Source organism: Snodgrassella sp. W8158, from assembly GCF_016100435.1.
Lineage (GTDB): Bacteria > Pseudomonadota > Gammaproteobacteria > Burkholderiales > Neisseriaceae > Snodgrassella > Snodgrassella alvi.
Genome location: NZ_JACFSM010000002.1, coordinates 614,912 through 631,115, shown reverse-complemented (window position 1 = coordinate 631,115; position 16,204 = coordinate 614,912). Strand labels below are relative to the sequence as shown.

Sequence of the window (16,204 nt, the reverse complement as noted above, 5' to 3'; positions counted from 1 at the left end):
TAGCTATATTATGATTATGTCCTTTAATTCACATAATCGTAATAATGAGCATCAAGCATTGGCCGCAAAACGATCGCCCTCGGGAAAAACTTCTTAATCTGGGCGCCTCAGCGCTAAGTGATGCCGAGCTACTCGCAATCCTGCTGCGTACAGGTACTCGGGGTATAAGTGCGGTAGATCTGGCAAGAGAGCTTATTTCTCAACTGGGCAGTCTGCGCGCACTGCTTGAAGCAGATTGTCAGCAAATTTGTCAGTATCACGGTATGGGCATTGCCAGTTATACCCAGTTTGCAGTAATTAGAGAAATAAGCAGACGCATGCTGGCAGAAAAAATTTATTGCCGCCCTATTTTTACTCAGCCGGCTGTAGTGGCTGATTTCCTGCGTTTACATATAGGCCATGAAAAAGTGGAAGTTTGTGTAGCTTTACTTCTGAACCAGCGTAACGAGCTTATGCAAACCATTGAACTGGCTCGCGGTACCATCAATGAAGCACGGGTTTACACTCGCGAAGTTGCTACAGCAGCTTTAAAACACCACGCAGTCTCAATTATTCTGGCACATAATCATCCAGGACAATCTACTATGCCGTCTGGTGGCGATATTCAATTTACCAGAGAAATAAAAGCCGCTTTAAATCTGCTGGATATTCGTTTATTGGATCATTTTATTGTTACTGCTGAAAAAATAACATCAATGGCTGAATTAAATCTAATGTAGTAAAAATTATTAATTAAACGTTCTATCTTAATAGCATAAATAGTGCAAAGCTGGATAAATTTATCATTGCCGATTACAATAACTGGTTTAATAGCGTTATTTACCTTAATCATACGGAGTACCCCATGATTGATTTTGCTTATGCTGCCAACACTGCCGGTTCACAGAGTGGCCTTATGCAATTCGTCCCTCTTTTATTAATTCTTGTTGTCTTTTATTTTCTGATTATCCGCCCGCAGCAAAGCAAACATAAAAAACACCAGCAAATGCTAACCGAACTGAAAAAAGGCGATAAAGTTGTTACTCTGGCTGGAATAGTTGGCAAAATTACTAAAGTAAATGAACAATACTTCACTTTAGAAATTGCTCCTAAAGTAGAAGTTGAATTTGAACGCAATGCCATCAGTGGTAAGGCGCCAGAATAAAATCAGTAATCCTGCCGCAACTTTTCAGTTGCGGCCTTTGTTTGTTTTCTTTCATTTATTAACTGAAGAACAACAGTCTGCAACAAGGCAGCAAATATGAATCGTTATCCTATATGGAAATATCTGCTTATTATCGTCTCAATAGTATTGGGTCTGTTATACACCATTCCCAATTTTTTTGGCGAAATACCGGCAGTACAAATCTCTACCAACCGGCAGGCCATTACTATCGATGAACAAACTGAAAATACAGTTAAACAGGCTCTGGCAGCTGCACACATACAGCATCAGGGTATGTTCATTACTGATGGCAGCCTGAAAGTGCGTTTCAGTGATACTGAAACTCAGCTTAAAGCACGTGATGCTATTGCATCTAAATTCGGCGAAGGCTATATCGTAGCTCTGAATCTGTTGGCCAATACTCCGGAATGGATGGAAAAAATTCATGCCAAACCAATGTTTCTTGGTCTTGATTTGCGTGGTGGTGTACATTTTACCATGCAGGTGGATATGGATTCAGCCGTTGATAAAACACTTGACAGCTATGCCGGAGATATCCGTCGTCAGCTGCGCAAACTACAAATCCGCAGCGGCAATATTGTTAAAAACGGACAGACACTGGTTGTTCCTTTCCAATCTGCAAACGATGCTTCCACTGCAATATCCGGATTAAAAAAATATCTTAATGATGCAACACTAACTCAGAATGGTGACCGTCTGGTAGTTAGCCTGAGTAACACTGCGCTGACCAGAATTCGTACAGATGCAGTGACCCAGAACATTAATACCCTGCACAACCGTGTTAATGAGCTGGGTGTTGCTGAACCGGTTATACAGCAGGCCGGACCGAACAGGATTGTCGTACAACTGCCGGGCGTTCAGGATACTGCTAAAGCTAAAGATATCATTGGCCGTACTGCAACTTTACAGGTACGAATGGTAAGTGATGATCCCAATCTGTATCAGCAGGCGCTGCAAGGACACAATCCAGATGGATTTGAACTACTGCCATCTGCCGGTAACGGAGCACCTACACTGGTCAGCAAACAGGTTGAACTGACTGGGGACAATATTAATGATGCTCAGGCCAGCTTTAACGACCGGGGATTGCCGGGTGTAAGCGTAAATTTTGACAGTACAGGTGCCAGCATTTTTGCTGACCTCACCCGCAATAATGTTGGTAAACGTATGGCGATGGTACTTATCGATCAGGGTAAGGCAGAAGTGATTACCGCACCGGTAATCAATGAACCTATTCCCGGCGGTAAAACCATTATTTCAGGAAGTATGAGTATTGCTGAAGCCAATGATACCGCATTGCTATTGCGTGCCGGCTCACTGGCTGCACCAATGAAAATTATCGAAGAACGAACCATTGGCCCGTCTCTGGGTAAAGAAAATATTAGCAAAGGCTTTCATTCCACCTTATGGGGATTTGTAGTAGTAGCCATATTCATGATGCTTTATTACCGGATGTTCGGACTGTTTTCAGTAATTGCCCTGTCATGCAATCTGTTGTTCCTGATCGCTATTTTGTCTGCCATGCAGGCTACTCTGACACTGCCGGGTATAGCGGCAATTGCTCTTACACTAGGTATGGCGATTGACTCGAATGTATTGATTAATGAACGTATCCGCGAAGAATTACGTCATGGTAATACACCACAAATATCAATTAATGCAGGTTACGATCACGCCTGGCATACTATTGTAGACTCTAATATCACTTCACTGATTGCCGGTCTGGCGTTACTGATTTTCGGTTCAGGCCCTATTCGCGGATTTGCTGTCGTACATTGTCTGGGTATTATTACATCTATGTATTCGTCAGTAGTGGTTTCTCGTGCCTTTGTTAATTTGTGGTATGGTCGCAAACGCAAACTGAAAACACTTTCTATCGGCCACATCTGGATTGCAGATAAAGCTGCCACTGGTAAAAGTAAGGCTTAATAAATTATGGAATTCTTCAAAATAAAACGTGATATCCCGTTTATGAGCTATGGTAAGCTGACAACGGCGATTTCATTAATTACTTTTATTCTGGCTGTATTTTTTCTTGTTACTCGCGGGCTGAACTTTTCTGTAGAATTTACCGGCGGTACTGTAATGGAAGTGGAATTCAAACAGAGTGCGGATTTAAATAAAATCCGTACAGAACTGGATGGATTAAAACTTGGAGAAATACAAGTACAGGCATTGGGCACAAATAAACAAATCATGATTCGTCTGCCCAATAAAGCCAATATGACTTCAGCACAATTGTCCAATCAAGTTATGGACCTGCTTAAACAACATCAGGAAGGTGTAAGTTTACGTCAGGTTGAATTCATCGGGCCGCAAGTGGGCGAAGAACTGGTTACTCACGGCTTACTGGCTTTAGGCATGGTTGTGATTGGCATCATTATTTACTTATCCATGCGTTTCGAATGGCGCTTTGCTGTTTCTGCTATTATTGCCAATATGCATGACGTAGTAATTATTCTGGGTTGCTTTGCCCTCTTTCACTGGGAATTTTCTCTTACCGTACTTGCAGGCGTACTTGCCGTGCTTGGCTACTCAGTTAATGAGTCAGTAGTTGTCTTTGACCGTATCCGTGAAAATTTCCGTAAACCACATATGCGTGGTAAAAGCGTTCCGGCAATCATAGATAATGCCATTACCGCAACCATGAGCCGTACCATTATTACTCACGGATCTACTGAAGCAATGGTCATTTCTATGCTGGTATTTGGCGGAGCTGCTTTGCATGGTTTCGCAATGGCATTAACAATTGGTATTGTGTTTGGTATTTACTCATCAGTATTAGTAGCGAGTCCGTTATTACTGATGTTTGGACTGAACCGGCAAAATCTGGTTAAGCCGCCAAAACAGAAAGAGGAAGCTGTAGTTTAAGATTAAATTACTATTGTTTTCCTCTAATTAATTAAAAAACTCCAGAATAATATTTTATTTCTGGAGTTTTTTATGATTTTAAAATTTACCTACAAAATTAGGTTTATCTATACGGCAATCAAAAATGGAATTTGAAAAGCTAACAAACTGATGTTCCTAAGCCGAACAATATCTGATTGCTAACGTAGTGCCCGTTCGTCTTTCCAACCTTTATCCGTTAAAACCAATACAGCCGCACGACGTTGAGGTTCCTGCATAGACTTCCACCAGTTTTCATCGGTAGTTTTCAATAATTTTTCAGCCCATTTCTCAGGTACCAGTTTTGCATCATAAACTACCTTGGAAATAGTCATTCCATTTGCAGGGGTAGGTTCAGTAAAGAGCACAATTTTATCTACTTTTTGTGTTCCTAGGCACAGCATACTTCCCTGAGCTGTATTTTGCACATTGTCCTCACCTTTACTTGTACGGTAATACACTGCCTGCGGTATATCTTTTCCGCCATTAACAACCAGAGTTGCATCCTTACCTTTTTCATACAAGTCTGCATCAGTTAAAATATCCATTTGCTTTAAAGCAGTTTTATTAACTTTATCGCCATCACTATTTTTTCTGGCAATACGTATTTCTTTATTACCAAGTGCAACCGTATTATTCATACCTCCCTGAACATTATCCAGCATCAGATTAACCGCCAGACAAACCTTCTCATTTTTAGCAAAGTTATCTATCGCCTCAGTAAAATTGTGATTACTCGCCTCTTGCTTACCACCGCAGGCAGCCAGTAACAGGCTAACGGCTAATACACTGATTTTTTTCATCCCGGTATTCCTTATAAAATAAAATCTATACTGATTAAAGCATACTGCCAATATGCCGGATTAGCAACGCAAGCAGTTTACCTTCACTGGTCAGAAACAATTTAAAACGCTCAATCGACATAAAACCAACACTTTAAGCAAATATAAGCAAAACGGTATAATAACAGCTTATTTCCGCAAACAGGCTTTCATCAATGAGTATACAAATTTATGGTATCAGTCAGTGTAATACTGTCAAAAAAGCCCGCAAATGGCTGGCTGATCAACATATTAACGCTGAATTTATCGATTTTAAGAAAACACGGCCCACAATCACTGATATCCAGTTCTGGCTTACACAAGTACCTAAAGAAACATTAATTAACCGTAAAGGTACAACATGGCGGAAATTAAGTAACAATGAACAGACAATTGCTTTAAGTAATGATGATGAAGCCATTCGCCTAATGATAAACCACCCCTCAGTGATTAAAAGACCTGTTCTGGTAAAAAATCAATTAATATTGGTTGGTTTTGATCCGCAACGCTATACTGAATTTTTTGCCTGATACTTCCAGATACAAACCATGAACAACACAACAATATTTATTTCTGATTTACATCTTTCTGAACAGACCCTGCCTTTAAATCAACTATTTGAACGCTGCCTGCAACAATGGCAAGGAAATATCGATGCGTTATACATATTAGGTGATTTTTTTGATGTCTGGATAGGTGACGATGATGATAGTGATTTCATTCGTCATATTAAATCTCAGTTAAAATCTTTTTCTTCTGCGACTCCAGTTTTTTTCATTCATGGTAACCGGGATTTCCTGATTGGTGAAAAATTTGCTGCAGAAACCGGAATACAACTACTTACATCACCTCAGCAAATAAACCTTTACGAGCATGAATATATTATTATGCATGGGGATGAATTATGCACTGACGATATTGCATATCAACAATTCCGTGCCCAGTCCCGCAATCCTTTATGGCAAATGGCAGTATTAAGTAAACCTATTGAAGAGCGTCGTTTACTAGCCGGACAAATCCGTCAGATGAGTGAAACGCGTAAAAATAATGAAGGTAAAAGTGAGATTTCTGATGTAACAGAACAAGCCATTAATGCACTGATGAGTAGTCATATTCAACCTATTCTGCCTACACTGATTCATGGTCATACCCATCGTCCGGCCGTACATGAATCACAGTTGAACAACCAATCTTTCAAACGTTATGTCATACAGGACTGGGCTGATAATTACGGCGGCTATCTGGCTGTAGACACAGATGGTGTACATGTACATGAGCTTAAGCTATAAATAGAAAAAATGCATTCATACTATTAATGGGAATGCTCCTAGCAGTTAATTATCTCATTATTAACTAGGCAGTCAGATTTCGTATCTGAATACAACGCCAGTAAAATAAAAACCGAAAAGATTAAAAATTCTTTTCGGTTTTTATTTATTATTTTTCTTTTCCAAATACCCTGATTTATCCGGGTAATAGCATATCATTATTAAATCACCCACTATATACAGAGATTTTAAAATAAAAACCGTGTCTACTAAGCGTAAACACGGTTCTTACTAGTTTAAAAATAATTACTTACTTGCCGCGCATTAAATCAAAAAAGTCGGCATTATTTTTAGACTGCTTGAGCTTATCAATGATAAATTCCATTGCCTCAATATCATCCATTGGATGCAAGAATTTCCGCAGCAGCCACATTTTTTGTAAATGCTCATTAGAAACCAGCAACTCTTCACGGCGAGTACCAGAACGATTGATATTAATTGCCGGAAACAGACGTTTTTCAGCCATACGCCGATCCAGATGCAATTCCATATTGCCCGTTCCCTTGAACTCCTCATAAATTACATCATCCATACGGCTACCAGTTTCTACCAGAGCAGTTGCGATAATAGTCAGTGAACCGCCTTCTTCCACATTACGGGCTGCGCCGAAGAATCGCTTAGGACGATGCAGTGCATTTGCGTCAATACCGCCAGTTAAAATTTTACCGGATGCAGGAATAACCGTGTTATAAGCGCGGGCCAGACGTGTAATTGAATCCAGCAGAATAATTACATCTTTTTTGTGTTCTACCAGACGCTTGGCTTTTTCAATCACCATTTCAGCCACTTGTACATGACGGGTAGCCGGCTCATCAAAAGTAGAAGATACTACCTCACCCCGAACTGAGCGGGTCATTTCTGTAACTTCTTCAGGACGCTCATCAATCAGCAGAACAATCAGTTCAGCTTCAGGATAATTAGCTGTAATCGCATGTGCGATATTCTGCAGCATCACTGTTTTACCTGATTTCGGCGGAGCTACCAGCAAAGCACGCTGACCAAATCCGATAGGTGCAATTAGATCAATTGCACGTCCGGTAAGATTTTCTCCGGAACGAATATCCCGCTCTAGCACAAACTGGCGATCAGGGAATAATGGTGTCAGATTTTCAAACAGGATTTTATGTTTGCATACATCTGGATCGTCTCCATTAATTTTATCCAGACGAACCAGCGCAAAATAGCGTTCATTGTCTTTAGGTACACGTACACTGCCTTCAATCGTGTCACCTGTATGCAGATTGAAACGCCGTATCTGACTCGGACTGACGTAAATATCATCAGGACCTGCCAGATAAGATGTATCCATGCTACGCAAAAAGCCAAAGCCATCAGGCAGAATTTCCAGCGTACCGGAACAGGTAAACGCTTCTCCCTGCTTCATTTTAATGCGCACAATAGCAAACACCAGATCCTGTTTGCGCAAACGATTGGCATTTTCAATACCAAACTCTTCAGCTATGCCCAGTAATTCAGACACATGTAGATTTTGTAATTCAGAAACGTGCATAAAGATATAAATGAACTTATTTATTAGAATCGAAGATAAAATGAGTCAGAAAACTCATAATAATTCCAGTTACCAGTCTTTAAGTTGCAAAATACTTGCCAAAGACAGGTAAGGTTTTTATTGAAAGTTGATTTGGTTTAATTCTGCCACAAAAGACATTAATAAAAGATTTTTCAGAAGTGACATCTTCTTATGAAGTGCAATTCTAATCTTCAAACCACATAATGTCAAGTTATTATCAACTTTCAATAACACTTGTATGAAGCATACCCTTAAAATTTAATTCTGACATCAGAAAATCCATATAGCATAAAAAGTTATAGTTGTGTTTTTTAGTCTGTATCAGGAATTAACCGAACCGAACAACAATTCAGGTTAATATAAATTTCTTATTGTTATATTAATCACTAATTTTTAACCATAAACTGTTATTCATGCCGGATTATAACCGCATTATTAAAGTTAGTATAATAATGTAAATAGAAAAGAATATATCAGAAAGACAACAGTTACAGATAAATTATGTATTTAAAAAACTGAATTTCCAGATATCAAATCAATAACAAACTACCAGTAAAACAGCAGATAAGAAAATGCTTTTCTGCTGATGACTGCTATAATTGTCTCTTCTTTAAATACTAAAAGAGAAATTATGAAACACTTGTCTTTAACTACTCTGGGAATTACTACTGCACTGGTTTTATCGGCCTGTAACTTTGCTGATAATGGGTATAAAAATAACAGCAGTGAGCCGGTAGCAGCTTCAACTGCACCTTCGGCTACCCGAAACCCGCAGCGTGGAGGAGAGGAGTTTCTGGCCAAAAATAAAAATGTTTCCGGTGTAAAAACCACTACATCAGGTTTGCAGTATAAAGTTAATCATGAGGGATCCGGTAAAAAACCTAAAGCCACTGATATGGTGACGGTTCAGTATGAAGGTCGGTTAATCGACGGGACTATTTTTGATAGTACAGCTCAGCGTAATAATGAGCCGGTTACATTTCCGCTTAATGGCGTGATTCCCGGATGGACTGAAGGATTGCAGCTTATGTCAGAAGGTAGTGACTACACATTCTATATACCAGCCCGACTTGCTTACGGCGAACATAGCCCGACAAGTGCCATTCCTGCTAACAGTGTTCTGATATTTGATGTGAAGCTGATTAAAGTTGGAAAGTAAATCTGATTGTAGGTATAATTAATGAAAAAGCACTCAGTAAACTGAGTGCTTTTAAAATCTGGCTCCCCGACCAGGGCTCGAACCTGGGACCTGCGGATTAACAGTCCGTCGCTCTACCGACTGAGCTATCAGGGAATGAGGCGAGATTATAGCGACTGTAATTTTACTGTCAAGCTTTTTAAACAACTTTATGATTACAAGTTGATTAAATTATTAATTACACAATAATAATATTTTAGTAAGCAGTTTTATTTCAAATTATTCAGCCTGTTCATTCTGACCTAGAATCATAGTTCCGACACCTTTATCAGTGAAAATTTCTAGCAAGAGAGCATGTGGAACACGTCCGTCAATAATATGGGTATTGTGAACGCCATGCATAGCAGCCTGCAAAGTCGCATTAATTTTAGGCAGCATACCATTTTGTAAAGTACCATCAACAATTAATGCATTGATATCAGATGGCGTAAGGCGACTTAATAATTGATTATTTTTATCCAGTACACCAATTGTGTTAGTCAGCATAATCAGTTTTTCAGCCTTCAGACTTTCTGCCAGCTTACCGGCTACCACATCTGCATTGATATTAAATGCTTCACCATGTTCACCTACTCCAACAGGTGCCACTACAGGAATATAACCATGTTCCACCATTTCCTGAATCAGAGCTGTATCAATTTCTTCAACTTCACCTACCTGTCCGATATCCTGCTTTTCATTATCAGAAGTGGTAAGAAACAATTTTTTCGCCTTGATAAAATGATTGTCGCGGCCGGTAATTCCGACTGCATGCCCTCCATGCAGGTTAAGTAAAGATGTAATTTCCTTATTAACACAACCACCAAGCACCATTTCAACAATATCCATGGTCTCGCTGTCAGTCACCCGCATACCCTGAATAAATTGATTTTCTTTCCCTACTTTCTGTAACAGCTCATTAATTTGCGGCCCGCCCCCATGTACAATAATCGGATGAATTCCCACCAGTTTGAGCAATACGACATCTTTAGCAAAACTTTCTTTCAATTGCGGATCAGTCATTGCATTACCGCCATACTTAATTACCATTGTCACACCGGAAAATCGCCGGATATATGGTAGCGCCTCGGCTAAAATATTAGCTTTTGTTTTAGCCTCAATAGCATTAATGTTCGTGAAGATGTCTGTGCTCATTATTTATCCCTGCCTAATTAAACTGATTATTTTTCTACGGTTAAGTTTATCTTTAGTTATGATAAAATAAAACCATAATTTGTTATTTAATGTTTGTTTAAAATTTTAAGCAATAATAAGTACAAATTGAAAAATAAATGAAAAATATACTTGATTGAAAAAGCAGTCTAAAAATTATCGAAATAATAAAACAGTATTTATAGTTATAAGTTCTGCGTTATCAGTAACCCGATATTTAGATTCATTTAAAACACATTTGAAAATTTAATCAAATTTGACCGTACATGCGCCTGTACTGAAAAAAGTTGCCAGAATTGCCTGTGCTGCAACCTGATCCAGTATTTGTTTACGCTTTTTCCCAAAAACTAAAGCTTCATTCAGCAAACTTTCGGCGACTACAGATGTCCAGCGCTCATCTACCCAGTATACCGGTAAATTAAAACGACCATGTAAACGGTTACCAAAACGGCGACAAAGAGCAGTAGCTTCATCGTCCTCACCATCTGCATGAGTGGGAAGACCTACTACAAGCACCTGTGGCCGCCATTCATTTATTAAAGTTTTAATACGGCTAAAATACTGTTCATTACTGATAACAGTAATAGTTTCCAACGGATGTACACTCGCCAGCTCAGCTTCACCGACGGCTACTCCTATCCGTGCGCTTCCGAAATCAAATCCGAGTACAGTGCCACGCTTTAGGGGAGAAGGGATTGATTCAGGCATGGCCCACCAATACGCTCAGATTGGCAATATCAATATTTAATAACTGCAAAGCAGCTTTGTAACGTTGCTTATAAGGCATATCAAATAAAATCTGGTTATCTGCAGGCACGGTTATCCAGCTATTATTTGCCAGCTCCTGCTCCAATTGTCCGGCAGACCAGCTGGAATAACCAATAGTAGCTACAGCTTTATCAACTTCATTTTCCTGCGTAAGCCCCAGAATAATATCGCGAGAAGTAGTCATGGCTATATCGTCAGTTACCAGCAAACTGCTTTCCCATGAACCTGTCGGAGTATGTACCAGAAATCCGCGGTCTACTTGAACCGGACCGCCCATCAGAACATTTTGTCCGTGAAAACGTTCCGGTGTAGGGGTTTTAGCAGAATCAAACAGTAAATCCATCATAATCGGTGATGGTTTATTTACAATGATACCCATAGCACCGTCTGCACTATGTTCACACAGATAAATCACGCTTTCTTTAAAAAACGGGTCTTCCATTGACGGCATAGCAATCAGAAAATGATTGGCCAGAGAGAATCCGGACGGAGCGTTTTGTTGTGCAGCCATATTGTGCTTATCCATGAAAATGATGTCAGACTATATAAATTAATTTGTCGTTAAATTGGGTCTGTTTTACAGTTTCTCAAGCGTATGCTTTTCGCTATAATTCTATCTTACTCCGAACCGGATTGTTTTATCCGGTTTTTAAAATTTTATCAAAACAGCTAATACTGGCAGACTGAGTCAAAGACAGCCATCACAGAAAGGTCAATTGTGTCATTAATTAAACCTGTTGTGCTTTTAATTCTGGATGGTTTCGGCCATCGTGCCGAAGGAAATGACAATGCAATTTTACTGGCGCATACTCCTTATATCGATAACTATCGTCAGCACTATGCTTATGGCACGATAGATGCTTCAGAACGAATGGTCGGATTGCCTGTTGGTCAGTTTGGCAATTCAGAAGTGGGTCACCTGAATATTGGTGCAGGCAGAGTTGTACCTCAGGATATTACCCGAATCGATATGGCTATTGAAGACCATACTCTTGAACAAAATCCGGTTTTGCAACAGGCATGGAATAATCCGAATCATACTGTACATCTGCTGGGCTTATTTTCTGATGGTGGTGTGCATAGCCATATAGAACATTTTTTTGCAGTTATAGATGCCGCACTAGCTGCCGGCATGCAAAAAATTGTTGTCCATCCATTTCTTGATGGGCGTGATACACCGCCGCAAAGTGCCCGTCCCTATCTGCAACGCCTGCAACAATATATGCAACAGCATTCTCAGATATTATGCGGTGCCCTTGTCGGACGTTTTTTTGCCATGGACAGGGACAATCGATGGGATCGCGTTGAAGCTGCTTATAATGCCTTATTCGGAGATGCGCCCTACCAGGCTGATTCCCCTGTTACTGCATTAGAGGCTGCTTATGCCCGTGGCGAGCAGGATGAATTTGTCAAACCTACCATTGTCAGCCCGCAGGCAAGGCTGCTAGATGGTGATGCCATTCTGTTTCTCAACTTCCGCGCTGATCGCGCACGTGAATTAACTCAAGCTCTTACTTTTGCTGATTTCGATGGATTTAAACGCAAGTATCGTGTACAACCGGGCTATTTTGCCACTATCACTGCTTACGGGACACAATTCAGCAATTCGGTAATGTTCGAAAAACAACCTGTAAATAATGGTTTGGGAGAATTTTTGGCCGGACAGGGTCTTAGCCAGCTCCGCATAGCGGAAACAGAAAAATACCCGCACGTAACTTATTTTTTCAGCGGCGGTCGGGAAGAACCTTATATTGGTGAAGAAAGGATTATGATTCCTTCACCCAAAGTGACTACATATGATTTACAGCCAGAAATGAGTGCTGTCGGCATTACTGAACAAATTATTGATAGTCTGAAACATCATCGTCATGATGTTATTATTTGTAACTTTGCCAATGGTGATATGGTTGGACATACCGGTTCACTTGACGCCGCTATAAAAGCAGTAGAAACACTGGATAGTTGTGTTGCACAGGTTGTCGAAACAACACTTTCTGCAGGCGGAGAAGTGATTATTACTGCCGATCACGGTAACTGTGAACACATGTATGATGAAAAAAATCAGCAACCTCACACACAACATACAGTTGAACCGGTCCCATTTATCTATATAGGGCGTAAGGCTACAATCCGTTCAGGCGGAGCGCTTAAAGATGTAGCGCCTTCTCTTTTAACTGCTCTGGGACTGACTCCGCCTGCAGAAATGACGGGGCAGAACCTGATTGAATTCACAGATAAATAATGAAATCTTTATTCTGTCTCATTCTGATATGGTGCAGTACCCTTTTCTCTTTGGCTATCGCTGCCAATAATCAGAAAATCCAACAGCCAACTGGTGAACTGAAACAGGTTCACCAGGCTATTTCAGCAACACAAAACCAGATCAGTAAAACTACGGTTGAACAGAAAAAAATTGATGCCTCAATGGCTGCAACAGACCAGCAGCTTAATCAGGCAAAAAATGAGCTTCACCGCATTCAGCAACAGCAACAGACCAGTATGCGGCAGTTACAAACCCTGCAAACCAATCTGGATAAAACCCGTACCCAGATTGCAGAAACTCAGACCCAGATAGCCCGTTTACTTAATGCACATTACCGTAACCGTCAGCCGAACAGCGTATATTTAATGCTAAAAAAGGATCCCTCCGACCAAAAAGGGCGCTCGTTACAATATATACGATATTTAAATGAAGCCAATGAGCAGGTCATTCAGCGTTTACGTGAACAACAATTGCGAATGAATGTACAGCAACAGGCTATTAATAATCAGCAACAACAACTTTCTTCGCTACAAAAAAAACAACAGCAGCTTATTAACAAACTGCGTAATGAACATACTATTCAGCAAAGCAAATCCAGTGTATTAAACCAACAATTACAAGTACAGAATAAGCAATTACAATCATTAAAGGCTGATGAAAAACGATTGAACAATCTTTTAAGCCGTCTTTCTGCTCAGGCAACAATGCGTCGTCTGGCTCAGACTCAGCCTAAACCTCCTAAACAAACCATCAAACCGAAAAATACAGGTCAGCCACAAATTACTCCAAGTAACGATGCTGGTAACAATGATACAGACAGCACCAGACCGCCTTCTACCTTAACTGCAGAAGATTTAGCTTTACAGGCTACAGAAAATATTAAAACACCGCTTATTAAAGGTCTTGCACAGAAACAGGGACGCCTTCCCCGACCGGTTAACGGCAGCATATCAGGAAAATTTGGAGAAAACAGACCAAATGGCGGTATCTGGAAAGGATTGTTTTTTTCATGTAACAATGCGGCTGTGCACAGCATTTCTAATGGTAATGTGGTCTATGCTGCTTTTTTACAAGGTTACGGCAATACCGTTATCATTGATCACGGTGAAGGTTATATCAGCATTTACACAGGCTTGTCCTCCGTCAATGTTTCTGCCGGTAGCATTCTTAGCTCTGGTCAAACCATTGGTATAAGTGGTAAATTACCGGACGGTCAGAACGGACTTTATTTTGAAATTCGTTATCATAATCAGGCAATGAATCCATTATCATGGTTGCGTTAACACATATTATGCTTTGCTATTACTTTCAATAATTTTATAGTGTACACTCTGACCGATTTTGAATTTTCATCATAACCTGCTATAAACAGGTTATTGATATCCTGAATTAATGTCGTTATAAGAAAGAACAATAGTAATAATGGCTAAATCTAGATTAAAAAAAGCTGCTTTATATACACTGGGTGCTTTCAGCGGTGTCATTCTCACTTTAAGCATACAGAGTTATGCCAATGAGAAATCCGAGGCTTTACCGGTACAATCTCTGCATACCATGGCGGAAGTTTATGGACAAATTAAAGCCAATTATGTTGAGAATAAAACTGACGATACTATTCTTGAAGGTGCCATGAAAGGGATGGTCAATAATCTTGACCCGCATTCTGAATATCTGACTGTTAAAGATTACTCAGATTTACAGGAAAGCACTACAGGTGAATTTGGCGGCCTCGGTATGGAAATCAGCTCTGAAGACGGGCTGATAAAAATTGTGGCACCTATAGAAGACACGCCTGCTGATCGTGCCGGCATCAAAAGCGGTGACTACATCGTTAAAATTGACAGCGAATCAACTCGCAACATGACCACTACCGAAGCTGTAAAAAGAATGCGCGGTAAACCGGGAACCAGTATAACTCTGACTTTAGCTCGTAAAGATGAAGCACAGCCAATTGTATTACATCTGACAAGAGCAATTATTAAAGTTAAAAGTGTACGTTACAAACTTCTGGAACCTGATTACGGTTACGTGCGCATTACTCAGTTTCAGGAACATACTGTAAGTCTGCTAGCTGATGCTATTAAAGATTTGGAAAAACAGAACAAACAGCCTTTGAAAGGTCTGGTACTCGACTTACGCGATGATCCGGGTGGTCTGTTAAACAGTGCTGTTGGTGTATCCGCAGTATTCCTGAAACCGGGCGTAAAAGTTGTCAGCACGAAAAACCGTGATAAAAAAGAAGGTATGGTATTAAAAGCTATTCCTAAAGATTATGTAGTTAAAGGCAATGATCCGCTGGTAAATATGCCTGAAGAAATTAAAACCATACCGATTACAGTTTTAGTAAATTCAGGTACCGCTTCTGCTTCTGAAATTGTCTCCGGTGCGCTTCAAGACTATAAACGTGCTGTAATTGTAGGTACACAAAGCTTTGGCAAAGGTTCGGTACAAACAGTAATTCCTCTATCAAATGGTGGTGCGGTTAAACTGACAACTGCGCTGTATTACACTCCTAATGACCGATCAATACAGGCACAGGGTATCGTTCCTGATGTTGAAGTAAAAGATAAAAACCGAAAATTTGAAAGCCGCGAAGCTGATCTTGGCGGACATCTGAGTAACCCGTTAGGTGGTAAGGAGGTAAAAGGAGGATTAGAAGGCAGTCAGAAAAAAACCACTTCTCCGGCTTTTGCCAGTGAACCTGTAAATCAGCTTAACGAAGATTCGGATAAAAACAGTACCAAGGAAGTTAAAACTGATAAAGACGAAAATCAAACCAATAAAGGTACAACTACTGCTGATAAAAAAGATAGCAAGAAAAAGGATGAAGAAGACTGGCTGGCAAGACGTGAACCTAACCCAGCAAAAGATGCTCAGTTAAAATCTGCTCTGGATCTGGTAAAAGACCCGGTAAAATGGAATCAGTCATTGGGACTGGCCGCTAAAAAACCAGTTAAAACCAACGACAAAAAAGATAAAAAATAAAACTTTATCTTTAAAAAACAGATAGCTTTAAGCTATCTGTTTTTTATTAAATGTATTTAATTTATTTTTAAAATCATATAGATAAACCAAAACCCAATTGCAGA

15 protein-coding genes and 1 tRNA gene are annotated in these 16,204 nt (G+C 40.0%); 10 read left to right on the top strand and 6 right to left on the bottom strand.

Translation table 11 applies throughout. The features are described 5' to 3' along the window. Positions 1-44: 44 nt before the first annotated feature. The 4 genes from radC (at position 45) to secF (ending at position 4,036) form a co-directional block, all read left to right on the top strand. Positions 45-719: a DNA repair protein RadC gene (radC, locus tag H3V11_RS07360; RefSeq protein ID WP_198224053.1), complete on the top strand. Its 675-nt coding sequence runs from the start codon at positions 45-47 to the stop codon at positions 717-719. A gap of 125 nt (positions 720-844) precedes the next feature. Continuing rightward, positions 845-1,144: a preprotein translocase subunit YajC gene (gene yajC, locus H3V11_RS07355; RefSeq protein WP_025330657.1), complete on the top strand. Its 300-nt coding sequence runs from the start codon at positions 845-847 to the stop codon at positions 1,142-1,144. Positions 1,145-1,240: 96 nt separating this feature from the next. Then, positions 1,241-3,094 carry a protein translocase subunit SecD gene (secD, locus tag H3V11_RS07350; protein ID WP_084551886.1) on the top strand — a complete coding sequence of 618 codons (1,854 nt, stop codon included), beginning with the start codon at positions 1,241-1,243 and terminating at the stop codon, positions 3,092-3,094. A gap of 6 nt (positions 3,095-3,100) precedes the next feature. Beyond that, complete coding sequence (gene secF, locus H3V11_RS07345) at positions 3,101-4,036, top strand: protein translocase subunit SecF (protein WP_198224051.1); 936 nt, start codon at positions 3,101-3,103, stop codon at positions 4,034-4,036. A 179-nt stretch (positions 4,037-4,215) separates the two neighbouring features. Here secF and H3V11_RS07340 read toward each other — a convergent pair whose 3' ends face one another. Next, on the bottom strand, positions 4,216-4,857 hold the full coding sequence (locus tag H3V11_RS07340; RefSeq protein WP_084586197.1) for a hypothetical protein: 642 nt from the start codon (positions 4,855-4,857) through the stop codon (positions 4,216-4,218). Positions 4,858-5,051: 194 nt separating this feature from the next. On the opposite strand from H3V11_RS07340, the gene H3V11_RS07335 reads away from it, so the two are divergent. Further along, on the top strand, positions 5,052-5,405 hold the full coding sequence (locus H3V11_RS07335) for a Spx/MgsR family RNA polymerase-binding regulatory protein (protein WP_198224049.1): 354 nt from the start codon (positions 5,052-5,054) through the stop codon (positions 5,403-5,405). Positions 5,406-5,423: 18 nt separating this feature from the next. Beyond that, positions 5,424-6,164, top strand: a complete 741-nt coding sequence (locus tag H3V11_RS07330; protein WP_084586198.1) for a UDP-2,3-diacylglucosamine diphosphatase — start codon at positions 5,424-5,426, stop codon at positions 6,162-6,164. Between the two features lie 289 nt (positions 6,165-6,453). Here H3V11_RS07330 and rho read toward each other — a convergent pair whose 3' ends face one another. Beyond that, positions 6,454-7,713, bottom strand: coding sequence for a transcription termination factor Rho (gene rho, locus H3V11_RS07325; protein ID WP_025330651.1), 1,260 nt, complete (start codon positions 7,711-7,713; stop codon positions 6,454-6,456). Between the two features lie 607 nt (positions 7,714-8,320). On the opposite strand from rho, the gene H3V11_RS07320 reads away from it, so the two are divergent. Then, on the top strand, positions 8,321-8,893 hold the full coding sequence (locus H3V11_RS07320; protein WP_198224047.1) for an FKBP-type peptidyl-prolyl cis-trans isomerase: 573 nt from the start codon (positions 8,321-8,323) through the stop codon (positions 8,891-8,893). Between the two features lie 59 nt (positions 8,894-8,952). On the opposite strand, the gene H3V11_RS07315 is transcribed toward H3V11_RS07320, so the two are convergent. From H3V11_RS07315 to H3V11_RS07300, 4 genes are all read right to left on the bottom strand, one after another. Next, a tRNA-Asn gene (locus H3V11_RS07315) sits at positions 8,953-9,028 on the bottom strand. A gap of 123 nt (positions 9,029-9,151) precedes the next feature. Then, entirely contained in the window at positions 9,152-10,066 is a 915-nt protein-coding gene (gene argB, locus H3V11_RS07310; RefSeq protein ID WP_084554255.1) for an acetylglutamate kinase, read from the bottom strand. 264 nt (positions 10,067-10,330) lie between these two features. Then, a complete protein-coding gene (gene ruvX / locus H3V11_RS07305; protein ID WP_198224045.1) occupies positions 10,331-10,792 on the bottom strand; it encodes a Holliday junction resolvase RuvX in 462 nt (153 codons plus the stop codon). Continuing rightward, on the bottom strand, positions 10,785-11,363 hold the full coding sequence (locus tag H3V11_RS07300) for a YqgE/AlgH family protein (RefSeq protein WP_025330647.1): 579 nt from the start codon (positions 11,361-11,363) through the stop codon (positions 10,785-10,787). Before H3V11_RS07300 ends, ruvX begins: the two co-directional genes overlap by 8 nt. 207 nt (positions 11,364-11,570) lie before the next feature. Here H3V11_RS07300 and gpmI point away from each other — a divergent pair, with 207 nt between their 5' ends. From gpmI to H3V11_RS07285, 3 genes are all read left to right on the top strand, one after another. Beyond that, positions 11,571-13,094 carry a 2,3-bisphosphoglycerate-independent phosphoglycerate mutase gene (gpmI, locus tag H3V11_RS07295; RefSeq protein ID WP_025330646.1) on the top strand — a complete coding sequence of 508 codons (1,524 nt, stop codon included), beginning with the start codon at positions 11,571-11,573 and terminating at the stop codon, positions 13,092-13,094. Then, the gene (locus H3V11_RS07290) at positions 13,094-14,398 is read left to right on the top strand and encodes a murein hydrolase activator EnvC (RefSeq protein ID WP_198224043.1); all 1,305 of its coding nucleotides are present in this window, start codon (positions 13,094-13,096) and stop codon (positions 14,396-14,398) included. Before gpmI ends, H3V11_RS07290 begins: the two co-directional genes overlap by 1 nt. 139 nt (positions 14,399-14,537) lie before the next feature. Then, on the top strand, positions 14,538-16,100 hold the full coding sequence (locus H3V11_RS07285) for a S41 family peptidase (RefSeq protein ID WP_198224041.1): 1,563 nt from the start codon (positions 14,538-14,540) through the stop codon (positions 16,098-16,100). Positions 16,101-16,204: the final 104 nt, after the last annotated feature.